General features: G+C 68.3%; 21 protein-coding genes, 1 tRNA gene and 3 pseudogenes. 7 read left to right on the top strand and 18 right to left on the bottom strand.

Translation table 11 applies throughout. The annotated features are described in order from the left end of the window. Positions 1 to 86 precede the first annotated feature (86 nt). From ABIA35_RS43280 to ABIA35_RS43270, 3 genes are all read left to right on the top strand, one after another. Positions 87 to 557 (top strand): GNAT family N-acetyltransferase, encoded by a 471-nt coding sequence (locus ABIA35_RS43280; protein ID WP_370361888.1) that lies wholly within the window; start codon positions 87 to 89, stop codon positions 555 to 557. A 114-nt stretch (positions 558 to 671) separates the two neighbouring features. After that, positions 672 to 893 (top strand): sigma factor-like helix-turn-helix DNA-binding protein, encoded by a 222-nt coding sequence (locus ABIA35_RS43275; protein WP_370343327.1) that lies wholly within the window; start codon positions 672 to 674, stop codon positions 891 to 893. A gap of 8 nt (positions 894 to 901) precedes the next feature. Then, positions 902 to 1,591, top strand: coding sequence for a Clp protease N-terminal domain-containing protein (locus ABIA35_RS43270; protein WP_370343326.1), 690 nt, complete (start codon positions 902 to 904; stop codon positions 1,589 to 1,591). Between the two features lie 11 nt (positions 1,592 to 1,602). Here the strand turns inward: ABIA35_RS43270 and ABIA35_RS43265 are convergent, their stop codons facing one another. Beyond that, complete coding sequence (locus ABIA35_RS43265; RefSeq protein ID WP_370361887.1) at positions 1,603 to 4,590, bottom strand: SpoIIE family protein phosphatase; 2,988 nt, start codon at positions 4,588 to 4,590, stop codon at positions 1,603 to 1,605. Between the two features lie 562 nt (positions 4,591 to 5,152). On the opposite strand from ABIA35_RS43265, the gene ABIA35_RS43260 reads away from it, so the two are divergent. Next, positions 5,153 to 5,236 (top strand) — tRNA-Leu (locus ABIA35_RS43260). 7 nt (positions 5,237 to 5,243) lie between these two features. Here the strand turns inward: ABIA35_RS43260 and ABIA35_RS43255 are convergent. The 8 genes and pseudogenes from ABIA35_RS43255 to ABIA35_RS43220 all read right to left on the bottom strand — a co-directional run. Next, entirely contained in the window at positions 5,244 to 6,704 is a 1,461-nt protein-coding gene (locus tag ABIA35_RS43255) for a recombinase family protein (RefSeq protein WP_370361886.1), read from the bottom strand. Positions 6,705 to 6,842: 138 nt separating this feature from the next. Further along, positions 6,843 to 7,043 carry a transposase gene (locus tag ABIA35_RS43250; protein WP_370343323.1) on the bottom strand — a complete coding sequence of 67 codons (201 nt, stop codon included), beginning with the start codon at positions 7,041 to 7,043 and terminating at the stop codon, positions 6,843 to 6,845. A gap of 162 nt (positions 7,044 to 7,205) precedes the next feature. Then, entirely contained in the window at positions 7,206 to 9,737 is a 2,532-nt protein-coding gene (locus ABIA35_RS43245; RefSeq protein ID WP_370361885.1) for an ABC transporter permease, read from the bottom strand. A 13-nt stretch (positions 9,738 to 9,750) separates the two neighbouring features. Further along, positions 9,751 to 10,521 (bottom strand): ABC transporter ATP-binding protein, encoded by a 771-nt coding sequence (locus tag ABIA35_RS43240; protein ID WP_370361884.1) that lies wholly within the window; start codon positions 10,519 to 10,521, stop codon positions 9,751 to 9,753. Between the two features lie 41 nt (positions 10,522 to 10,562). After that, positions 10,563 to 10,814 (bottom strand): annotated as a pseudogene (locus ABIA35_RS43235) (transposase); the annotation flags it as partial. 70 nt (positions 10,815 to 10,884) lie between these two features. Further along, a complete protein-coding gene (locus ABIA35_RS43230; protein ID WP_370361883.1) occupies positions 10,885 to 11,496 on the bottom strand; it encodes a class I SAM-dependent methyltransferase in 612 nt (203 codons plus the stop codon). 41 nt (positions 11,497 to 11,537) lie between these two features. Further along, a complete protein-coding gene (locus tag ABIA35_RS43225; protein WP_370343318.1) occupies positions 11,538 to 12,047 on the bottom strand; it encodes a hypothetical protein in 510 nt (169 codons plus the stop codon). An 81-nt stretch (positions 12,048 to 12,128) separates the two neighbouring features. After that, positions 12,129 to 12,344, bottom strand: a pseudogene (locus ABIA35_RS43220) (ATP-binding cassette domain-containing protein); the annotation flags it as partial. A gap of 141 nt (positions 12,345 to 12,485) precedes the next feature. Between ABIA35_RS43220 and ABIA35_RS43215 the strand changes: the two are divergent. Together ABIA35_RS43215 and ABIA35_RS43210 are read left to right on the top strand one after the other, a co-directional pair. Beyond that, positions 12,486 to 13,694: a sensor histidine kinase gene (locus ABIA35_RS43215; RefSeq protein ID WP_370361882.1), complete on the top strand. Its 1,209-nt coding sequence runs from the start codon at positions 12,486 to 12,488 to the stop codon at positions 13,692 to 13,694. Next, positions 13,691 to 14,383, top strand: a complete 693-nt coding sequence (locus ABIA35_RS43210) for a response regulator (RefSeq protein WP_370361881.1) — start codon at positions 13,691 to 13,693, stop codon at positions 14,381 to 14,383. Before ABIA35_RS43215 ends, ABIA35_RS43210 begins: the two co-directional genes overlap by 4 nt. 692 nt (positions 14,384 to 15,075) lie before the next feature. Here the strand turns inward: ABIA35_RS43210 and ABIA35_RS43205 are convergent. From ABIA35_RS43205 to ABIA35_RS43195, 3 genes are all read right to left on the bottom strand, one after another. Continuing rightward, complete coding sequence (locus ABIA35_RS43205) at positions 15,076 to 16,440, bottom strand: recombinase family protein (protein WP_370361880.1); 1,365 nt, start codon at positions 16,438 to 16,440, stop codon at positions 15,076 to 15,078. Between the two features lie 399 nt (positions 16,441 to 16,839). Next, complete coding sequence (locus ABIA35_RS43200; RefSeq protein ID WP_370361879.1) at positions 16,840 to 17,850, bottom strand: hypothetical protein; 1,011 nt, start codon at positions 17,848 to 17,850, stop codon at positions 16,840 to 16,842. Positions 17,851 to 17,886: 36 nt separating this feature from the next. Continuing rightward, positions 17,887 to 18,591, bottom strand: coding sequence for a hypothetical protein (locus tag ABIA35_RS43195; RefSeq protein ID WP_370361878.1), 705 nt, complete (start codon positions 18,589 to 18,591; stop codon positions 17,887 to 17,889). Positions 18,592 to 18,661: 70 nt separating this feature from the next. Here ABIA35_RS43195 and ABIA35_RS43190 point away from each other — a divergent pair, with 70 nt between their 5' ends. Beyond that, positions 18,662 to 20,314, top strand: a complete 1,653-nt coding sequence (locus ABIA35_RS43190; RefSeq protein WP_370361877.1) for a hypothetical protein — start codon at positions 18,662 to 18,664, stop codon at positions 20,312 to 20,314. A gap of 41 nt (positions 20,315 to 20,355) precedes the next feature. Here ABIA35_RS43190 and ABIA35_RS43185 read toward each other — a convergent pair whose 3' ends face one another. The 6 genes and pseudogenes from ABIA35_RS43185 to ABIA35_RS43160 all read right to left on the bottom strand — a co-directional run. Then, a complete protein-coding gene (locus ABIA35_RS43185; protein ID WP_370361876.1) occupies positions 20,356 to 20,898 on the bottom strand; it encodes a hypothetical protein in 543 nt (180 codons plus the stop codon). After that, positions 20,891 to 21,058, bottom strand: a complete 168-nt coding sequence (locus ABIA35_RS43180) for a hypothetical protein (RefSeq protein WP_370343308.1) — start codon at positions 21,056 to 21,058, stop codon at positions 20,891 to 20,893. The genes ABIA35_RS43185 and ABIA35_RS43180 overlap by 8 nt, the downstream gene beginning before the upstream one ends. Further along, positions 21,051 to 21,515 carry a DUF6228 family protein gene (locus tag ABIA35_RS43175; protein ID WP_370343307.1) on the bottom strand — a complete coding sequence of 155 codons (465 nt, stop codon included), beginning with the start codon at positions 21,513 to 21,515 and terminating at the stop codon, positions 21,051 to 21,053. Before ABIA35_RS43175 ends, ABIA35_RS43180 begins: the two co-directional genes overlap by 8 nt. 101 nt (positions 21,516 to 21,616) lie before the next feature. After that, positions 21,617 to 21,919 carry a hypothetical protein gene (locus ABIA35_RS43170; RefSeq protein ID WP_370343305.1) on the bottom strand — a complete coding sequence of 101 codons (303 nt, stop codon included), beginning with the start codon at positions 21,917 to 21,919 and terminating at the stop codon, positions 21,617 to 21,619. Between the two features lie 339 nt (positions 21,920 to 22,258). Beyond that, complete coding sequence (locus ABIA35_RS43165) at positions 22,259 to 22,387, bottom strand: hypothetical protein (RefSeq protein ID WP_370343304.1); 129 nt, start codon at positions 22,385 to 22,387, stop codon at positions 22,259 to 22,261. A 60-nt stretch (positions 22,388 to 22,447) separates the two neighbouring features. Continuing rightward, positions 22,448 to 22,696: pseudogene (locus tag ABIA35_RS43160) on the bottom strand (hypothetical protein); the annotation flags it as partial.

The raw sequence follows: 22,696 nt of genomic DNA, 5'->3' as shown, positions 1-22,696 counted from the left end.
GTTATCGGCATCAACAAAACAGGGCGGTAACCCGGATGAAACACCCGTGACGAGACGCTGTCAATGCATCGCTACGCTTCCGATCCATGACGGACATCGCGATCCACCGCGTCGATCTCGCCGACGCCGGTGAGCTCCTGACCTTGCAACGGGCCTGCTACGTCAGCGAAGCGCAGCTGTACAAGGACTGCTTCCTGCCGCCACTGACGCAGACCTTTGATGAACTTCGGGCCGAGCTGAATCAGAGCTTTGCGTTGAAGGCCGTCGGCGGCGGTCGGATCATCGGCAGCGCCCGCGCCGGCCGCGACGGAACGGTATGGCGCATCGGGCGTGTGGCGGTCGCACCTGACGCGCAGGGGCGTGGGATCGGTACGCAACTGCTCGCGGAGCTGGAACGGCAGGCGCCGGCCGGTATCGAGCGCTTCGCGTTGTTCACCGGGCATCTGAGCGTCGCGAACATCCGGCTGTACGAGCGGTTGGGCTATCGCGAGAGTCGGCGGGAGCCGTTGGCGGACGGTGTCGAGCTGGTGCATCTGGAGAAGGCCGCCGGGGTCTGAGGCTGCCGGGGTCTGAGGCGATCGGGGTCTGAGACGATCGGGGTCTGAGGCGGTCGCGGCCTTCGCCGTCAGCATATGTTGACGCTCTCGCGCGCGTCAGCCTATGCTGACGCCATGCCCGATGCCGTCACAGACCTCGAACAAGCCACCCGGGGCGACGATCTCGACGCCGCCCTGCGCGCCGTGGCCCGCCTGCGCCGCCTGGCCGAGCAGGTGGAGGCCGACCGGGTCGCCGCCGCCAGGGAGGCCGGGTGGTCGTGGCAGGACATCGCCGAGCGGCTCGGGGTGACCAAGCAGACCGTCCACCGCAAATACCACCGGTCTTTGAAGGGTTAGGTGCCCCCGTGTTCCGTGGAGATGATCCGTCCGTACGCGCCGTCTTTGCCGATGCGTTCCGGGAGGCGCGCAGCCTCGGCCATCCGCGCGTCGGCAGTGAGCATCTGCTGTTGGCGCTGGCGAAGACCGACGGCGCCATCGCGTCCGTCCTGGCCCGCCACGGCGCCACCGCGGAGGCGGCACGCGAGGCCGTGCGCACCGCCGCACCGCACGGCGCCGGCATGGCAGCCGACCGGGAGGCGCTGGCACCGCTGGGCATCGAGCTGGCGCCGACTCTGGCGCCGAGCGAGCAGCCGGTCGGGCGTCCGCCGTTGTTCCCGCTCGGTGCGGCACGCGCCCAGCGGCGCATGACGTGGCCGGACCCGCCGCTCGGCGCAGACGCGCAGGCGGCCTATGAGAGTTCGTTGCGATTGGCGCTGGCACGGCGAGAACGCTCGCACCGCGCTGAGCACTTGGCGCTGGCGCTGGTCTGCCTCGACCCGGGTGTCGCTTGGACGCTGGCCGCTGTCGGCGCGGATCGGGCGGCGGCGCTGGCCGGACTGGCCGAAGCGTTCCCCGGCCCGGGGCGCCGGCTTGTTCTCGAGACTCGTATCCGGCGACAGCAACGACAGCTTGTGCGGCGCTACCAGCAGCGGACGGGACGGGCCGTCGTGGACCGCGCGGCGCTGGCGGACCTGATCAGCTGGCCACCGTTCTAGCGATCGCCGTTCTAGTAATCACCGTTCGCCGGCAGCGGCTGCTCGGACCAGATCACCTTGCCGCGTGCGGTGTACCGCGTCCCCCACTTCTGGGAGAGCTGCGCCACCAGGAACAGGCCCCGGCCGCCCTCGTCGAGGGTCTGCGCGCGGCGCAGGCGCGGGGAGACGCTGCTGCCGTCGGCGACCTCGCAGATCAGGGCCCTGTCGCGGAGCAGGCGCAGCTCGACCGGGCCGGTCGCGTGCCGGATGGCGTTCGTCACCAGTTCGCTGACCACGAGCTCGGTGGTGAAGACCAGCTCGGACAGGCGCCAGGCGCGCAGTTGCCGGGACACCTCGGCGCGCAGGAAGGCCACCGATTCCGGGGTCATCGGCACGTCCCAGGTGGCCACGCGGTCCGGCAACGTGCGGCGGGCCCGGGCGGCCAGCAGCGCGACGTCGTCGGAGGGCCGCTCCGGCAGCAGGTCGCCGATCGCCGAGGCGCACAGCTCCTCCGGGTCGCGTCCCGGGCCGCCCAGGGCCGCGCGCAGGCGCTCCAGCCCGGTCCCGATGTCCTGCTCCCGGCTCTCCACCAGGCCGTCGGTGTACAGGACCAGGGTGCTGCCCTCGTCGATCGGCAGCTCGACGGCCTCGTAGGCCGAGCCCCCGAGGCCCAGCGGCGGACCGGTCGGCAGCTCCAGGTACTCCACCGAGCCGTCGCGGGCCACCACGGCCGGCGAGGGATGGCCGGCCGCCGCGACCGTGCACAGGCCGGTCACCGGGTCGTAGACCACGTACAGGCAGGTCGCGCCGATGATGCCGACGCCGCGCTGGTCCTCGGCCTCGTCGGCGTCCATCGACTCCACCAGCGCGTCCAGCTGGCTGAGCAGGTCCTCCGCCGGCAGGTCCAGCGCGCAGAAGTTGCGCACGGCGGTGCGCAGCCGGCCCATCGTGGCCGCCGCGTGGATGCCGTGCCCGACGACGTCGCCGACGACCAGCGCGACCCGGCCCCCGGACAACGGGATCACGTCGTACCAGTCGCCGCCGACGCCCTCCTGCGCGGGCTGGTAGCGGTGCGCCACCTCCACCGCGCACTGATTCGGGAAGGCACGCGGCAGAAGGCTGCGTTGCAGCGCCAGCGCCATGGCCCGCTCCCGCTCGAACCGGCGCGCGTTGTCCAGGCACACGGCGGCACGCGAGGCGAGGTCGCCGGCCAGCTGGATGTCGTCCTCGTCGAAGGGATCGGCGTTGCCGAGCCGGTAGAAGGACGCCACGCCGAGCACGACGCCCTGCACCATGATCGGTGCGGCGATCACGGAGCTGTCCGGATCCTCGGCGACCCACCGCTTGCCCGCGGTCGCCGCGGTGAGCTGCGCGTCCAGCACCGGATGCCGCTCGACCATGCAGCGAGCCTGCGCGGTGACGACGCTGTAGGCGACGTGCGCCCCGGCGACCCGGTGCATCTTGCCCCGCCGGATGGTCCGCACGGCCACCCGCCGCAGCTTCACCTCACTGCCGGGCGGAAGGCTCTCCTCGCCGTCCAGGACCCAGCTCGCCAGATCCACCGCGACGTGCTGCGCGAAGTCCGGCAACGCGATCTCGGCCAGCTCACCGCCGGTGAGCTCCATGTCCAGCGTGGTGCCGATCCGGCCGCTGGCGTCGAGCAGGAGCGCCAGGCGCTGGCGGGCCGCGACCGCGATGCGGCCGACGGTCGGCTCGCCGACCATGACCAGGGCGGAGTGCGGGGGCTGGGGGTCTGTGCTCGATGGACGGTCTGTGCTCGATGGACGGTCTGTGCTCGATGGACGGTCTGTGCTCGATGGACGGTCTGTGCTCGGAGGCTTGTTGTTGCTCGGCGGGCCGTCTGCGTCTGTACTCGGGGCCTGGGTTTTGGATGGCTGCGACCCAGCAGGTTGAGAGGCCTCCACCGGTCCCGCAGTAGCCTGATCCGCCTGCGTTCCGCCCGAGGCTCCGGCCGCCATCCGCCTGTGCCCCGCCGCGCTCTCCGGCTGCCTGAGCTCGTCCTCTAATCGCCCCGCCACGCTCTCCGACCGCCTCAGCCCATCCGCCAACCGCTTCGACTCGCCCTCTAATCGCCGGGCTACGTCTTCCGGCGTCCGGGCGGCCGGCAGCCTTGCTGGTGCACTCACCGGGGCACCCGCACCCACACCCCCGCCCGTCGTCCTGCCGCTCGTCATCTCCGCTTCCACCGTGACCACCTCCGTGCCGGCCGCGGTGCGACCGGTGCGGGCCGTGAGCTTGGCGTGGCGGCCGCCGGGCAACGGGATGGTCACCACGTCGCGCTTGGCCGACGCGACCAGCTCGGCCGCCTTGCCCCGTACGAGGTGCCGGTCGCGGCGTTCGCCGTGACCGGCCTCGGCACCGGCGCCGGGCCGGGCCCGGGAGGCGAGCACGAGCTCGCCCCGGGTCCGCCGCGCGCCGCCGGCCTCGTCGTTCCGTTCGCCGCCGTCGGCGGCCGAAGCGTCGGCCCGGCCCACCACGAGCCCGCCGGCCCGCCGTGCCTGCGCCAACAGCCTGCGCTCCTTCACCGAGTACTGCTCCAGCAACCGCAGCTCGATGTTCTCCGCGGCCTCCGCCGCCAACGCCGCCATCAGCGGACTGGCATCCCGCCGCCACGACGTGAGATCCACCACTCCCCGGATCCGCCCGCTGAACGGATCCCGGATCGGCACACCGGCACAGACAAAGGCCAGGAACCGATCGGCGAAGTGCTCGCCCGCCAGCACCACGGCCGGACGCCCCTCGGCCAAAGCCGTCCCGATCCCGTTGGTCCCGGCATCGGTCTCGTGATAGCTGAACCCCTCCGCCAACTGCACGGCGTCCAGATGCCGGTTCAATCCCGGCTCCCCTGCCCGCCGCACCAGGATCCGCGCGGCCGCATCACTCAGAACCACGCACACCGGCATATCGACCAACAGGGCGTGCAACCGCTCCAACACCGGCGCCGAAGCCCGCAGGAGCAACTCCTCAGCACCAAGGTCCGGCGCATAAGGCAGATCCACATCCTCCGGATCCAACCCGCCGGCCCGACACCGCCGCCACGAGGCAAGGATCCCGGAACGCACCGGCCCACCAGCGCCACTCGGAACGGCACCCGAGGCAGCACTCGCAACACCAGCAGCGCCGCCCGCATCACCGACACCACAAGCACCACCGGACGCCCCAAACAGCGCCCCACCAAACACCGCACCGGCGCCGGCCACGACACCGAACCCGCCGCCACCAGCACCGACACCACCACCAGCGACCCCCGCACCGAAACCCTCACCGGCGAAGAACCGCTCCCGGGCCCGCGCGGGCCCCCACTCCGACTCCCAGACACTCCCGATGACGCACCATCCCTGCACAGAAAGTAGGCGGCACCCACCAGAAGCTAACCCCGCACCAGCCCCCACACCCCCAACCCCCGCCCCAAAGGTCCGAACAATCACCCGTCAGGGTGAGCCCACCCGCCCCACACACCGCCACATGAAGCGTGTTGAAACAGCACCCCCAACTTTTGATATGGTTGACCCAACGCGAGCGGATCAAGGCGGCAACGCCCCAGATCAGCCCGTGACACTCGTCCGAGTGGCGGAATGGCAGACGCGCTAGCTTGAGGTGCTAGTGCCCGTTAAGGGTGTGGGGGTTCAAGTCCCCCCTCGGACACGTACGACTACAAGATCTCTTCGATCTTGTAGTCGTTTTTCTTTGGCGTCTCCGTAGCGACGGCAATCGTGCCGTAGGTGCTGTCGATCGAGAAAGTGTGACCGGCGGCGTCGTAGGAGATGCGCAGCCCGAGTTCTCGTAGCAGGCGCGCCTGGCCTGTCAGCGTCGGCAGGATGGCTAGCGCCTCGCTGTCGGTTTGCTGCTCGGGGCCGAGGAGCGCGGCCGTGATCAGTTGTGCGAGGTGGGTGGCTATGAGGGCCTCACGGACGTACACCGTGCGCGGAAGGCCGTCGGCAGTATGCTCGGCGGCTCGCCGGCAGCGGTAGTACAGCAGGCCGTTGTTGCTGCTGCCCTCCATCCGATGGCCACATGCTGCGCAGACGATCAGTCCGCGCAGCCGGTACTCGGCGACGGCGTCCGACCGGGTGCCTCTGATGGCCTGCACGCGCAGGTAGTCGGCCGTGCTGATGATCGGCGGGTGGGCGTCGGACTCGGAGTAGATCCATTCCTCGGTGGGGTTGGGGCGGAATGCGGTGCGGTGGCCGAGCCCGGGATTGGTCACGTCCAGGAGTACCTCCGTCTTGGAGGACTTGTTCCAGACTTGGATGCCGGTGTAGCGCTCGTTGGTCAGGATCTGCAGGACAGTGGTCTTCTGCCAGTGCAGGGCGTCGCGGTGCTGGTTGCGATTCTGATCGTGGGCGGACGGGCAGGCGACGCCCTCTTGGTCGAGGATGGCGCAGATGCGCTCCAGGCTGTTTCCGTCCAGGCGCAGCGCGAAGATGCGTCGGACGACCGGTGCGGCGACCGGGTCGACCTCGAGTCGGTGCAGGCGGGCTCCGAGGCTGCGTTGGTGCGGATGTGGGTGTGGGCCGGCGTCGGCGAGAAGGTATCCGTAGGGCGGCCGACCGCCCATGTATCGGCCCTGGATCCAGGTCAGGGCTCCCATCGAGACCCGCACGCGGCGGCGGGTGCGGGTGATTTCGGCTTTGGCCAGGATGCCGAACATCGCCATGGTCATCGCGTGTGCTTCGTTCTCTGCGTCGAACAGGCCGCCGACCTCGGGCACCCACAGCTCGACGCCGTAGTGCCGGAAGACCGGGTACGTATTGGCGAACTGGGCGTCATAGAACGCCCGCTGCGGCTCGCCGATCACGATCGCGTCGAACCGACGGTCAGGCTTAGCGACCTCTGCGAGCAGCGCGGCAGACATCGGACGCTGACCCCAGGGGAGCGTGCGGGAATGGTCGACATCGAAGTACTCCGCGACAATCAACCCATGACCCGCAGTGGCCATGCTGGCCTGATCCCATTGCCAGGCACGCGAGGTCACCGGGTCCTGATGATCCTCGGTGGAGCAACGGCCGTAGAAGGCGAAGCGGGACCCCAGGGCTGTCAGCGCCTTCCCGGTGACCACCATAGGCGTGCCTGCCAGTCCATGCCGCGGCGAGCCGGGGTCCATCGCTCTCATCGCGGTCGCCTTCCGTCACGTGCCGGAACCCTCGGCGCAATGGGGTTCTGCGGGCTTCTCCTTCTGACGTCTCAGATCCGGTGTCTGATGACAAGCCGCCGCTTCTGTGGCGCTGGGCAGCGGCACAGAAGCGGTTGGTCAGGCCGCCTCAGACTCGCCCAGCCCCGACGTCGACCGCGCCCGCGTCGCCGCCCGCTCCCGGCTCACCCAGGTCGCCAGGGTCGTCTCGTTGATCCCCAGATCGCGCGCGACCTCCGCGCACGACTTCCCGGTCTCCGTGACGATCCTGATCGCACCGGCCCGGAAGTCTGGATCGTACTTGCGCCTCGTCTCAGCCATCTGACTCTCCCTGTCAGTTATGGTCTCCACGATACGAGGGGAAGCTCAAGATCGATGTGAGCCGCGCGGCGATCCGTCGTGCGAGGAGCGCAGAAGCCCCCTCGACGATCCAGTCGTCGTCGTTCAGGCAGAGCCGGGCGAGCAATCGGTCGTCAGTGGCGTTCAGTCCGTCGCGATGGCGGCGAGGACGTTCTGCCGGGAGGCCCGCCAGGCGGGCATCAGGGCGGCGAGCAGGCCGACGACGGCGGAGCCGATGAAGACGACCACGATCGTGGCCCACGGGATGGACAGGATGCCGAGTCCGGCCGAACTGAGCAGCTTCTGGGCCGCGATGCCCCAGCCCATGCCCAGCCCGACGCCGAGGACGGCGCCGAACAGGGCGATCACGACGGACTCCAGGCGGATCATGCGGCGCAGCCTGCGGCGGGACAGGCCGATCGCGCGCAGCAGGCCGATCTCGCGGGTCCGCTCGACCACCGAGAGAGCCAGGGTGTTGACGACGCCGAGGATGGCCACGATGATCGCCAGGCCGAGCAGACCGTAGACCAGGCCGAGCAGCTGGCCGACCTGGTCGTGGAGCAGCTTCTTGTAGTCGGCCTGGTTCTTCACCTGGATCTGCGGGAACGGCTTGAGGTTGTCCTGCAGGGCCTTGTATGCCGCGTCGGCCTGACCCGGCTCGGCCTTGGCGAAGAGCATGAAGTCCAGCGGCATCTTGGCGGCGGGCACCGACTTGGCCACCGTGTCGCTGCTCACGTAGGACCTGCCGTTGTTGAAGCTGGTGTCCTTGCTGGTGATCGCCACGATCGACAGGTTCGTCGGCGAGCCGCCGTCGAAGGTGACCGGCGTGGTGTCGCCGAGCTTGAGGTGGTGGGAGGAGGCGAAGTCCTCTTGCACCGCGATGCCGTCGCCGCTGAACACCTTGCTCATGTCGCCGGAGACGGTCTTGACCGAGAAGTCGTCGAGCATCGTCGAACTTGAGACGAAGAAGTCGCTCCTGGCTCCCGCGTCACCGATCTTGCCGCTGATGTCCTTGTTCTCGGTGACGTGGGCGATGCCCCGCGTCGACTTCGCTGCGGCGAGCGCCTCAGGCGTGACGCCCAGACGGCCCTGGGTCTGCATGACGAAGTCCGCGCCGACCGACTTGTCCAGCTGGCTCGAGGCCGAGGCGACCATGGACGAGCTGACCACCGACAGCCCCGCGACCAGCGCGAGGCCGATCATCAGCGCGGCGGCGGTGGCGCCGGTACGCCTCGGGTTGCGCAGCGCGTTGCGCTTGGCGAGACGACCGACTGTGCCCGGAATCAGCGCTCCCAGAGCCCTGACGACACCGCCGGCGAGCATCGGGCCGATGACCACGGCTCCGATCAGTGTCAACAACACGCCGAGAGCGAGCAGCGAACCACCGGCGTTGCCGGACGAACTCCCCGCGGCGAACAGGGCCAGCGCGCCTGCTCCGGTCACGATCAGGCCGACCGTGTTGCGAACGACCGAGGACTTGCGGTCGCCCGGGTTGCCGGCGTCGCGCAGCGCCGCCATCGGTGTGATCTTGGCGGCACGGCGGGCCGGAAGCCACGCGGCGACCAGCGTCACGATGACGCCGACTGCGTATCCCGCGATAGGCGTGGTCGCCTTGATGGTCATGTCGCCGGTCGACACGTTCACTCCGGCGGAGTCCAGCAGCTTGATGAGGCCGAAGGCGATTCCGACGCCCGCGCCGATGCCCAGGGTCGAGCCGATGATGCCCAGAAGCAGCGCTTCGAAGCGCACCGAGCGGTTGATCTGCTTGCGGCTCGCGCCGAGCGCGCGGAGCAGTCCCAGTTCACGAGTCCGCTGGGCGACCAGCATCTGGAAGGTGTTGACGATCAGGAACGCGCCGACCAGCACCGCGATCCCGGCGAAGCCGAGCAGCGCGATGCGCATCACCGAGATGAAGCTGAGGTTGTCAATCGTCGACTTCGTCTGCTCGGCCGCGGTCTTGACGTCGTAGCCGCCGCCGATTGCCGAGACGACGTTCTTCTTCAGCTGGTCGTTCGACACGCCGGCGGCGGCCGTGACCGCGACGTCGTTGTAGATGTTCGGCGCGCCGAGCAGCTTCGTGGTAGCGGTGGCATCGTCGAAGAAGACCATCATCAGGCCCGCGTTGACCGTCTTGAAGTGCGCGATACCGACGATGTTCGTGGTGAAGTTGCCGGGTAGGGCCGTCACCTTGAGCTCGTCGCCGATCTTGAGGTGCTCGTTGTTCGCGGTGTCCTCGTCGATGACGACCTGGTCGGCGCCGCTGGGCGTGTGACCGGACTTCAACGCGACGGACTTGCTCTGGTCGTCCCAGTTGATGCCGACCGCCGGAGCGCCGCCGTCGCCGGTGATCTGGTTGTCGGCCATGTCCGTAACGGCGATCTGCATGGTCGACACGTCACCGCGCGCCGAGGCGACGCCGGGGACCGACGAGACCTGTGAGACCAGCGATCCGGGAACCGTCTGGTCCTTGGCGCCTTCGGCTGCGTCCTTGTCCTTGACGGGGAGCACGGTCACGTTGGCCGCGGTGTCGCCGAACATCCGGTCGAACGTCTTGTCGATGGTGTCGGTGAACATCAGCGTGCCGGCGACGAACGCCACCGAGAGCACGACCGCGATCAGCGAGAGCGCCAAACGTCCCTTGTGGGCGAAGAAATTCCGCCATGATGCCTTCAGCACGGTCCTGATCCCCTCAGCTGTCGCGGCGGCCGTCGAAGCCGCGCATCCGGTCGAGGACGGTTTCCGCGGTCGGGTCGGCCATGTCGTCGACGATCCGACCGTCGGCCAGATAGAGCGCGCGGTCCGCGTAGCCGGCCGCGACCGGGTCGTGGGTCACCATGACGATGGTCTGACCCAGTTCGTCGACCGAGCGGCGCAGGAAGCCGAGGATCTCGGCGCCGGCGCGCGAGTCGAGGTTCCCGGTGGGTTCGTCACCGAAGATGATCTCCGGCTTCGAGGCGAGCGCGCGGGCGACGGCCACCCGCTGCTGCTGGCCGCCGGAGAGCTGGTTCGGCCGGTGCTTGAGCCGATCGGACAGGCCGACCGTCTCGATCACCTGGTCCAGCCACTGCTTCTCGGGCTTGCGGCCCGCGATGTCCATCGGCAGCGTGATGTTCTCCAGCGCGTTCAGCGTCGGCAGCAGGTTGAAGGACTGGAAGATGAAGCCGACCCGGTCGCGCCGGAGGTTGGTCAGTTGCTTGTCCTTCATCGCGGTGACCTCGGCGTCGCCGATGAAGACCTGACCCGTCGTCACCTTGTCGAGCCCGGCGAGGCAGTGCATCAGCGTCGACTTGCCGGAGCCGGACGGGCCCATGATCGCCGTGAGCCGGCCGCGCGCGATCTCGACGTCGACGCTGTCGAGCGCGGTGACGCGCGTTTCGTCCGAACCGTAGGTCTTGACGACCTGCCGTGCGCGGGCCGCGAACGCGGTCTGTGTCTTCAATGGCGGAGTTGCCGTGGACATATCTGAGCCCCTCGTAGTTTGGTAGGTGACTGGTCAAGGGTTCAGGCTGCCGAGAGCAGCCAGGGGCTGCCCTCGGCAGCCTGAACGAGAGCGTCGATGACGCGTACGCCGTGTTTGACGGCGGTGGCCAGGTAGCTTCGGATGGTGGCGAAGTGTTGCGCGCCGGTCAGTGTGCGTAAGGATCCGGATACCTTCTGTCGGACCTTGACCATCCGGATCTCGCGTTCCGCGGCGTTGTTGTCCCAGGGAATTGACAAGTCGTCGAGGAAGCGGAGGTAGTCGTCTTGGCGGAAGCGCGTTCGGGAGAACCGGTGGGCTCCACCAACGGCCGTCGCCGTCGTCGGTGGTGGGTGCCGGCAGCTGTCAGCGGCCCCCTGACCCGCCCGGTCGGCATGGCGCCAGCTGGGCGTAGTAGGAGAACGGCGGGCCGATCAGCCGGTTCACGTGGAGCCCCACAGCATTGGCATGGCGAGCCAGGGTGGCGCGCCGCACCTGGTGCCTGTCGAAGAACTCGCCCACCACGATCCTCCCGGTCGGCTTGACCACCCGCTTCAGCTCCGTCAGCGTCACCTCCGGCTGCGGGATCTCGCCCAGGGCCGTCACCAGGTAGGCGGCGTCGAACACGGAGTTCTCGAACGGCAGGTGCTGGGCGTCCGCCTGGGTCGGCACGATGTTGGTGAGGCCGCGCCGTTCGGCCCGGCTCATCACGTGGTCGAGCATCTCCTGCTGGATATCGACGATGTCCAGTCGACCGTCAGGGCCCAGTTGCGGGGCGGTCTGCAGAGCCTGCAGGCCCGTACCCGGTCCGACCTCCAGGACCCGCTCGCCATGGCGCAACTCCAGCATCGAATCGAGCCGCCCCTGGCTGAGCAGCGGCAAGGGCAGACTGAGCAGCCAGCGCTGCGCGTACGGATAGGGGGCGGAGTCCAACATCCAAAAGGACAAAGCCGCGGTGCCAGCCGCCGCCGCGGTCAACCCCCGTCGCGCTCCGGGCCGACCGAGCGCAGTACGAAGATTCATGATCGAGGGTCCTCTGTTTTCTCATGATCGACGGTTGGTGTCGGAACTCGGAACGGTCGCAAGGCGACGACCGCACAGACCACCGCAAGCGGCAGTTCGCCGAAGCACGCCATGGCCGGCGCCACGGCGAAATCGCGGCCAGACCCCGCTGTCACCATGTCGAACCAGGAGTCGACCAGCAACAGCGCCGACGTGGCCGCGGCAGACAGGACCCGTCGGAGATCGCCACGAGCTGCCAGGACCCCGGTGCCGATGAAGCCGAGCGCCTCCATGACGTCCAACCCGGCCCAGGCGGCCGACCAATGCGCGGCAGTCGCCGTGGACGGCAGGGCGATGCAGAGCACGAACGCCCAGGCGAGTACTGCGACTCCGCAGCCGATGAGCGCCAACCCAGGCCACCGGCAAGGAAAACAGCGCCGACGCTGCGCGGGCTGCCTGCCCGCAACGGCGCTGTCGTGACTCGAATCGGACTGCGCCTTCGCCGCTGACCGGTCGATGACGCTCATGGTTTCTCCTCGCCGTACTGGTGGCCCTTCGCGTCCTCCAGCCCGCGAGCGGTACTTCGCCGAACCGGCCTCACCGAGTTAGTCGACGCGCGTGCCGTCGACGGTGACACTGCCGCTGGAGGGCCGGTTCAGGCCGACGATCAGATTCAGCAGCGTGGACTTCCCGCTGCCGGAATGGCCGAGGATCGCCACGCACTCACCGGACTCCACGGACAAGGTCACACCGGCCAGCGACGGCGGGCCGTCATCGCATTTCTTCGTCGCATCGCGAAGATCGATCATCGGTGCAGTCGTCATGACCACGAACCTACGAACGGACCATGATCCGTCGCGTCGGCCGGCGGATGTCACCTCTCCCCAGGCCGTCGCCCCGGGGGTGTACGCCGCGTACACCCCCGGGGCGACGCGTGGAGCCGACCCGCCGAATATGTTTTCCCTATGGAAGAGCTTCTCCAGCGTCCCACGACATCGGAGCGCATGACCTGGCTGAGGTCGCAGGCCGTGGTGTTCGGCTGCTTCTGCGCGCTGGGACTCTGGTTGACGATGCCGATCCCCGAGGCTGGGCACTTCGACGGCATGTTCCGGTTCGCCGGCCTCGGGCCCTTCCTGACGACGGGTCTCTACGTAGTGCTCGCCCTTCCGCTTCTGCTGGTGCGCCGTCTGCCGGCGGCGGCCTTCGCGGCGATCCTGGGCGAATCGGTCCTCGGCGGCCTTCTCGGCATGCGGCCTTTGATCTTGTTTCTCCTGCTCGTCGCCTTGGGCGGGCACCTCGCCGCCCGGCAGCCGAAGGCCGCCGCCGTCGGCTCCGTCACGGCCGTCGCGGCCGTGTTCGTCAACTCCACCCACGTCAACCCCGAAGGCTCCATCCGCGACGCGGCCGGGTGGGCCGCGCAGTACGCGGCGTGGTCCGCGGTCGCGTGGGCCTTCGGGGCGGTGTATCTCAAACGACGTGAATACCTCGAAGCCCTCCGCGAGCAGATCGCGGCGCGCGTTGTCATGGCCGAGCGGCTGCGGATCGCCCGCGAACTGCACGACAGCGTCGCGCACAGCATCGGGATCATCACGGTGCTGTCGGGAGCGGCGGCGCGGGTCGTGGACGCCAAGCCCGAGCAGGCGCGGCAGGCGCTGGCCGGCATCGAGACCACGAGCCGGGAGACGCTGCTCGAGCTGCAGCGCATGCTCGGGGCGCTGCGCCGCGCCGAGCCGGACGACGCCATGCCGCAGGCCGCTCCGCTGGCGCCGGCCAGCAGCCTGGCCGACGTCCCGCAGCTCGCCGAGCGCACGGCCGGCGCCGGGGTGCGGGTCCAGGTGACCTGGCAGGGCGAGCGGCGGCCGCTGCCGCCGGAGATCGAACTGTCGGCGTTCCGGATCATTCAGGAGTCGCTGACGAACGTGGTACGCCACTCCGGGGCGCGGACGTGCCGAGTCGCGGTCGGCTACGAGCCGAAGGCAGTGACGATCGAGGTGGTGGACGACGGGGACGACGGCCTCGGCGGCCGGGGCCGCCCGAGACCCCCGACGACGGCCGGCGGGAGCGGCTTCGGCCTGCTCGGCATGCGCGAGCGGGTGACACTGCTGTCCGGCCAGTTCAGCGCCGGCCGCCGTCCGGAGGGCGGCTTCCGGGTGACGGCCAGGCTCCCGGCATGAGCGTGCGGGTGCTGCTGGCCGACGACCAGCCCCTGATGCTGGTCGGCCTCGGGATCCTGATCGGGGACACCGACGACCTGGAGGTGGTCGGCGAGGCCGGCGACGGCCGCGAGGCCGTGCGCCTGGTCCGCGAGCTGCGGCCGGACGTCGTGGTGATGGACATCCGCATGCCCGGCATGAACGGGATCGAGGCGACCCGGCAGGCGACCGCCGAGCCGGACCCACCCAAGGTGCTGGTGCTGACAACCTTCGACGACGACGAGTACGTCTACGGCGCACTGCGCGCCGGAGCCAGCGGATTCCTGCTCAAGAGCATGGCCCTGAACGCGATCCTGGACGCGATCCGCGTGGTCGCCGCGGGCGACGCGCTGATCGCGCCGAGCGTGACCCGGCGGCTGATCGCGGACTTCGCCGGAACGTCCGGCCCCGCCGCCCCCGCGGCCCCCGAACCGAACGCCGGGCCCGCCGCGGATCCGAGTCCCCTCGCGGGGATCACCGACCGGGAGCGCGAGGTGCTGGCCCTGGTCGGACAGGGACTGTCGAACGGTGAGATCGCCGAGCGGCTGGTGATCAGCGCGGCGACGGCGAAGACCCATGTCGGGCGGCTGTTCACCAAGCTCGAGGCCCGGGACCGGGTCCATCTGGCGATCATCGCCTTCGAGACCGGACTCGTGCCCCGGAGACGGTAGGACGGCATGATGCTCCGAGCCCCGAACGACCCGGCGAACGTCATCCCGTTCCCCACGCCAACCGACCGAATACGGCGCCGACAACGCCTCGGAGGCCTCCTCAACGAGTACTCACCCGCAGCATGAAACCGCAGCTTGCGCCTCGATGCGAATGTGACTCCGCCGACCGCCGCGCTTTCACGTTCCATCCCAGCCTTCATAAATACACCAGAAAACTTGCGGAGCATGCTGGCGACAGCGGTATCGTGATTTCTTTCCGAACCATCGCGAGCTGGTCGCGGCCCTGAAAAAATCTCTCGTCAAAATCGCGCTTCGCTTGACACTGAGACTCGGAAGCGCGATGCTCTAAGTGTCCCAAGCGTGACCGATCGACCTGAACCTGTAACGCCCTCACCAGGAGTGTCACGGTGAGGAATATGTCAGGTGCAGATCGTCACAGAATACCCAGGGATTTCGTGGGGTTATGGAATCAAACCCCCCTCGGACACACAATTACCCCATATCGGACTGTCTTCGGGCAGCCCTTTTTGGCACCCAGGCTTCTTTTCCTGCTATCCCGGGCGCTGGTCGTGCTTCGTATCACCTCCCAGCGAATGCGTTCCTTGACGACGGCCATCGTGTGACGGCGGGTCGTACTGCTCCGGCTCCTCCTTCCTGGTCGTGTTTCTGACTGTCCGAAGTGTGCGTTCCATTCAGATGGTGATGCGCACGGGGTGCTCGCCGCCCGTTTCCAGCGTCCGAGTTCTGGGGTCGTAGCGAAGCACGAGTGCGCTCGCGCGCAGGTGGTTGATCACCTCCTCAGGACTCGGTGCGACGGGGCGGGCGGCGCTGGCAGATGCGCCGGTGATGACCGCGGCCAGTTCGGCGGCGGTGAGCACGTGGTGAAGCAGCGGCAGCTTGGCCAGGACGCGGTCTTCGCGTAGGTAGGCGTTCTTCGGCCGAGGAGCGGCCGGGTTCTTGGCGCTGGCGTGTCCGTGGCGGCAGCGGTAGCCAGGCACACGATTGACCCAGTGTCCTTCGAACGCGCGGTCACAGATCCCGCAGCGCAACAGGCCTTTAGGCGGTAGTAAATCGGCCTCGCTCACCAGGGCCGCGTGAGTCACTTCCGTGGAGATGACCCACTGGTCGGGGTCGGCGCGGTGCCGGGTGCGGCGGTGCCCGAGGCCGGTGTTGTCGGGGTCGACCAGTTCGTAGTCGGCGCGGGAGCGGCCCCAGACCATCCGTCCGGTGTACACCGGGTTCGACAGGACCTCACGTACCGTGCCCAGGGTCCACTCCCGTCCTGAGCGGTGCGGGTTGGCCTCGGGGTCCTCTCCGGACGGGCACGGGATCTGCTGCTCGTTCAACGCGCGGGTGATCAGGGAGAGGCTGGCCCCGGCCAGGCGCGCGGCAAACATCCAGCGCACCGTCGGGGCGGTGTCCGGGTCGGCGTCCAAGCGCAGCAGCCGCCGTCCCCGGCGGGCGTCGGCACAGTTCGGGTGCGGGTCGGCATCGACGAGCTGCAAGCCGTAGGGCACACGCCCGCCCTGCCACCGGCCCTGGTCGCGGACCTGCACGGTCATCGCGTGGGTGACGCGCTGCCGGGCTCGGATGATCTCTCGTTTGGCGATGATTCCCAGCAGGGTGAGCAGTTCCTCCACGGATCCGATCGATGGGTCGACCTCGCCGGCGAGCTCCGGCATCCACAACGGCACGCCATGCAGGTGGAACAGCGGGGCGATCAGCGAGAACTGGTTTCCGTAGAAGGCGCGCTCGTGCGAGCCGATCACCACCGCGTCGAAGCCGCGAGCCGGGTCGGCCAGCGCCGCCAGCAGCGCCGCAGCGCCTGGACGTCGCTGCCAGGACGTCGAGCGGGACTGGCCGACGTCGAAGAACTCCACCACGATCCGGCCCTCACCGAAGATCGTGGCCAGCGCCCGCTCCAACTGCCAGGTGCGGGATGTCACCGGATCCTGGTGGTCCTCGGTGGACACCCGCCAGTAGAACGCGAACCGCAGCCCGCCGCCAGCGACCGGTCGGGCCGACGGTTTCCGTAGACGCGCAGCCCAGTCAGCCAAGTCACCAGGCTGGCATGCCGGCGCCGGAAGCGTTGAGTAATCGCGCGGAGCGCTTCCAGGCAACAGATCGGTCAACGGGAACAGGGGCGGTGAAGCGCCCGGAGTCCGCTGTCGGTCCGGCATCGGGCACCACCAATCACCGCTGGTCAGGCTGATATTCTCTCTTGTTCGTGGTGTCTCAGAGCCCAGATCCGTCGGCAATTCGGGCGCACGATGGCGTCGGCTGGCGGCATCGAAGCGAATCGCCCGGTCGACCCTTTCAGCGGCATGGACGAGCGTCGTCACGAGTGCTGTCAGGGCCTACCTCGGTGGTACGCGCGTGGGTTTGAAGATGTCGTTCGTTGTTCTGCGGGCCGCCCAGCCCAACGCGGGTTTCGCGACGGTGGATCGTCGTCCTGTTCAGAGTTGGAGAAGGTACCAAACGCGCGGGTCGTCGAATTGGACCCAGATCCTGCCGCCGCGTGCCACCTTGCGCCTGAACCAACACGGCGGGTTCGTTCCGTCGGGCATGGCCAGCGGGCCTGCAACGACCGGCTCTACTGCTCCGTCGCCGAGGTGGCACTCGGTCACTACGTAGCGGCCCGGGATCCGGTCGGCGGTCGCTCCGACGAAGGCGGCCCGACTCCCGTCGACCGCGATCGCGCCGGAGGAGCGGATGGGGTTGCGACGGACGAGTCGTATGCCCGCTTCATCGATGTCGACGAGCGGGAAGCCTGTGTACGGGCATGCCCAGGTTCTATGGGTTCCGACGTTGAGCGCGTAGCAGTCGCACCAGTCGACCTTCATCGGATCATGGACGGCCGCCCAGAGGATCTCGCCGTGCCGATTCCACCGAATCAGCCCTGGCATGTGGACCAGGACACGGTCCTTGCCGAACTCGAAGGTTTCGCTTCGGCCCCGACGCTGTCGTACCGGCAGCCATGCCGAGGCCTCGTCGAAGTAGCTGGTCCAGATCGTGCCTCCCACGTCGAAGGAGAGGACTTCGATTCCGTCGCCGGCGTAGAACGAGCCGTCTTGTGCGCCGGCGAGATCGAAGGTGGCGATGTTGTGCGGCAGGAGGCCGGCGTCGCCTTTGACCGGATCGTAGTTCCTCTGGGCGAGGTTGCGAGCCTTGGCGACGGCGAATCCGCCGCTCCACGCATCGAGATGCGGGAACCGAAAAAGCAGCCCGGACACGGGGATCTCGGTCCTGTCGTCGCCTTGGCCGATGACGAGGAGCGCGTCGTAGGGCTGCTCCGGCGGGAATGGGATTCCGCGCGGTTCGGGGCGGGCGATGGCCGCGTTCGCGGTGTCGGCCAGCAGCGTTACCGGTGTGCCAGCCGGGTTCACCGTGGTGGCCAGCACCTCGAGCTGGTCGTAACGGGTGTCGAGCGCCGACCAGGGACGCAGGGTAAAAGTTCGGCTCAGCACAGTAACATCACCTCGGGATCAGGGGTTGGGAAACGGCTACCAGGTGCGCCAGAACTGCATCTGGTCGTCGGCGTCAGCGTCCGGAAGCCGGCCGCGGGGGTCGCTTGCGGTCAACACCGCAACGATGCGAGCAGCGCGCGCCTCGGGAGGTTTCGCGTCGTCAGCGAAGATGAAGTGGCAGCTCCGCCATGGCGGAATTGTTTGCGGGTCTTCGGTCGGGAAGTAGAGGCGGACGTCGACGGTGTCGCTACGGATGGACGCCGACGCCTCGTACCGTTCGCAGCCGATCGCCCCGAGTGGATTGTGTGCCCTGAGTTGCTCGACCACTAGACGAGCCGTCGCGCGGGCTGGCCGCTCCCAGCTCCTGTCATCCCACGCGCTTTCCACCGCGAACAGGTACTGCTCGGCGTCGAAGTAAATGGTCTGCGGCAATAGGCGGTGGTTCCACCGGTCCCCGTGGAGCTGCCAGACGATCAGATCGCTGTCGCGGAGGACGGTCGCGGCCACGCCGCAGCATTCGGCGACGCACCAGGTAGGCGCACCGAGAGGTGCTTGGTGCGCATCGTCGCCGGGCAGCAGGAGACCGGCCGGGCCGAGGAGTACCTCGGGGTCGCCGCCGTGGATGTGCTCGAGATCCTTGTCCAGGAACTGAACGCCATTGACTTCGACGACGACCTGGTTGTCGAACCCGTTGTCCGGGTCTGGATCCGTGACTTGGACGGCCAGATCGCTGACGTGCACCGCAGACGCGGGGCAGCGGATGTCGCGGTACCCCCGAGCCGAGGGCAAATCCTTGGGGCGCCTACGCGGCATGGCCCTTTCGTGTCGTCATGCCTGGGATCATGCCGGTCGAGAACGCCGCCTGGCAAGCCCGCCGATGCCGCCACCGCGGCTGGCACCGGGCGTGACGTCTGAATCCGATCGCGCCGTAGCGCCCCGACCTGGCACGATCGCGGGTGTGCCCGAACAGATCGAACACACCCCCGTGCTGTGCGGCCTTGCGACGAACCCATCGCTACCGCCCGAACTTGTTGACGTCCTGATCCGGGACGGTGACGACGAGATCCTCACCGACTTGGTCGAGCGCACCGACCTGACCAGGGCGCAGACCATGTCGCTCGTGGTCCGCTGCGACCCGAGGATGATCGCGCTCCTTGTTCGGCACGGGCTTGCCGAAGCCGAACCCCGGCACTTCGACGATCCTGCCATCGCGATCCAGCTGATCAGCGGCGGGCTGGGCCCTCCCGAAATCCTGGCTCGGCTGGCACACGATTCGGACCCGGCGATCAGGCGACTGGTCGCAGACGAGGTCAGGCCCCTGCCCTATGAGATCACCCGAATTTTTGCCGCCGGCACAGACATTCGGCTGGTTGCCGCTGTCGCGGGCTGGGGCGAGCTTCCAGCCGACGTCGCTCGCGCACTGGCCCGCCATCCCGATCGCGAAGTCCGGTCGGAACTGGCGTCGAACCCGTCGGGCACCGTTCCGCCGGACGTCTTGGCCGAGCTGCTCACCAGCGGCGGGGACGCGCCGATCACGACGTGCGGAGCATGCCGCGCGAATCCTTCACCCAACGAGCGCTGCCACACGCACTCGGCCGGCCTTGACGTCATCCGTTCCTACGCTCTGCGCAACGAATCGACCCCCCTCGCGGCGCTCCTCGACTACGCCGACGCCGACAACGCCTCTGATCGGGCAGCCGTCGCAGCCCGCGAAGACCTGCCACCGGCCCTGCTCGCCCGGCTCGCCAACGACGTCGAGGACTTCGTCCGCACCACCGTCGCCGAGAACCCCAGCACCCCGGTAGACACGCTCCGAACACTGGCCCGCGACACCTCCGCGAACGTGCGGCGCGCCGTCGGCAGCAACCCGGACATCCCCTTGGACCTGCTCTTCGACCTCTCCCAGCACACCCGCTTGCCGCTGCGCAGCCCCCGGATCGACCGTGCCACCGAGCGCGAGCTGCGCGGTATCGCCGTCTCCCGCAGCGCCCGAGTCCGCGCTCTGGCAGCCGCCCGACCGGATCTACCCGACGACCTGTCCGCGACACTCGCCGATGACCCGGACCCCGGTGTCGCCAAGCACCTCGCAGATCGTCCCCGCCTCAACGCCGACGACCTGCGGCTACTCGCGGCCCGCCACGGCCCCAGGCTCTACAGCGCGATCGCCCGGAATCCGAACTGCCCGCCGGAGCTGCTGCACACCATGGCCCGCAACAGCCAGACCGTGCAGAAGGCACTGCGCGAGATCGCCCGGCATCCGGCCGCCGAACCACGGACCCTGATTTTGTGCCTGAACGACCAGGAAGCACGTCAACAGGCCGCGGCCAACCCCGCCCTGCCGGTCGACGCGCTCATCGCCCTCGCCGAAGGCCCAGACCGTCGCGATGCCTACACCGCTGCCACGAACCCGTCGCTTCCGGTCGAGTGGATGCGAAGGACCATCACCGGTCACGCAAGCAACTGAGCGAGCCCTCAGCCGAACCGCGCATCGCCCTGAGCGCGCGGCTACTCGGCGCTGGGGCTGTCCAGATCCACGGTGAACCAGCCCGCATCTGGCGGGCTCCAGCCTGCCGGCAGACAGTCGAGTTTGATGCCGTCGACGTACTCGGCGTCGATCTGCAACGACGCGCCGATGTCGAAGGAGAGAACGAAGCACGTCACGACGTCCTGACGTGCAGGTTCGTGCTCCCATGAGCGGTGATACGCCCGAACGCAGCGGACGTTGCGTCGGCTGCCCAGGAACGGGAAGCCCATTCGGACCAGCCCGACCTCCTCCTGGACACCCTCGTCGCCGTAATCCCAGTGATGTGCCACGAGTTCCGCAGCCGTCAGATAGTGCCAGATGCGCATGTGGCCGCTCTGGCCGTCGGTCTCGATGAGGAAGTAGTCCGTGTCGCCTACCTCGAGGACTACTTCGAAGTCGCTGGTGAAGTACTCCGGGACGCCGTGCGAAGTCCACAACGTGCCACGCCACAGCACATCGGTGATGCCGCGCGCTCTGGCCTGTCGTGCGAGGAACTCCAGCGCCACGAGGTTCGCCTCAGGCATCAACGGCCGCCTCCTGCTGCGGATAGCCGATGTCGGCGACGTCCCTGGGAGCTGTGGTAACGAAGGAGGCCACTATGACTGTTCTTACGTCGAGACCGGTGACGGTGCAGTCCACCCAGCCGGTGCCGCTCAGCGTCCAGCCCAGCTGGAACTCAGACATTGACGTCCGGCTCCAGGCGCAGGAACGCTCGGACGTCGGCGGCCAAGGCCGTCATCTGCTCGCCGGCCTCCAACCAGGTCGTCACCGACGCGCTCCAGCCTCCGTGTCGTGCAGGCCACGGGCGCAGCGTCCAGGTCAGCCCGACGTCGCCGCCGGAGCGGAACACCGCGCTGACGCCGAGGTCGTTTTCGAGCGACCGCCAGCTGCGTTCGCCAGGCCAGCCGTGGAAGTCCCCAGCGAGTTCGTCCAGGAAGGCCGGAAGGTTCGGGTGCGGCTCCCAGATCGCCGCGATAGCCTCGTCCACTCGGGCGGTCATTCCCAGAGTGGACGCCTCAACGGCGTAGTGGACGCTGTCCGCGTCGAACTGCCAGCGGTCGCACAGACGCACAACCGTCTCGGTGTCCGGACAGCGGATGACCAGGGTCATCGCATCGGAGTCGAAGTGCAGAGCGTTCACCGTCGACACGGTAGATCACGGTGCCGCGGGCCGTCGCGTCTATTCCGGTGTCGACTGACAGGTGTCGGTCATCGGCGTGGTCGCCGGCCAGCGGTGCCGAATCAGTTGTGGGGAACCTTTTGGATGATCAAGTCGAGAACGGCTGCGGCCTGTTGCGGGTGTTCCTCCAGCCAGTTGCCGAGGTGGTCCGCAACGGCTTGTCGGATACTGGCACGCACTGCGGCGTTGCCCAGCACGTCGCGTGTAGAGCCCTCGAACTCGGGATGTTCCAGCTTCACCGACACGATCGCTGTCAAGCCTTCGCTGATCCGGTCGGTGCTGAGATCGGGGTCGGTCTTCGTCAGCAGCCCCCGCTTCCCTGCATAGGCGGTGACCGCGGCTGTCACCCCGTCATGGAAGCCCACTGTGCGGGGGTTCTCACCGTAGTTGTCCAGCGTGCCCTCGACCGAGTGGAAAGCGTGTCAAACTGACCCTACGGTTCTCATTCGATCAGCCAAAGCGCGATGTGGGCGATGATCCGTCTGAGTGTCACCGCTGCTGCAGCAATTCTGCCTGTGCTGCACAAGAGCGCGTGAGTTCATCCAGGACTGGGAACTCGGGTAAGAATCGATCAACAAGGCCTGGAACTGCAATTTCCTGAGTGATCCAGGTGCCAGGGTTGTCATAAGGGTTCTTCGGCAGGCGTGGCGGATTCTCACCTGGCGAGGATTCGTTGCGTGAGGTGAGGCCGCAGGCGGACCTGCTCAGCGGTGGACGCGCCCGCGGGCGGCGAGTACGGCGAGGGCGAGCAGAATGGGTTCGCCGATGCGGCTGACGATCGCGATCCAGGTGCCCGCGCCGGTGAGGGTGGCGTTGGTGGAGCGAAAGATCACAGAGTTGACCACGACCAGGCCTGTGGGGTTCAATAACCCTGCCGAGGCGCTGACCTGGGGCTATGCTGCGGCGTCGTATTCGTTGAGGAGGCCGCCGAGGGTCTTCGTTCGGGTGATCCGGTGGGTTGGGAACGGGGTGACTTTCGGGTCGTCCAGTGGCGCCCGCAGGTTCAACCCATGGCCTTGGTGCGAACGTCCGGCGTTGTGGTGCTCCGCGTAATGCTCCAGGACAACCCGCAGATGGCGGTCGCCGACGATGAGGATCCGGTCGGTGCATTCGGAGCGGAGGGTCTTCACCCAGCGTTCAGC

The organism is Catenulispora sp. MAP12-49 (assembly GCF_041262705.1).
GTDB lineage: Bacteria > Actinomycetota > Actinomycetes > Streptomycetales > Catenulisporaceae > Catenulispora.
Note: the sequence above shows the minus strand (reverse complement) of the source record. Positions and strands in the feature narration are given on the sequence as shown.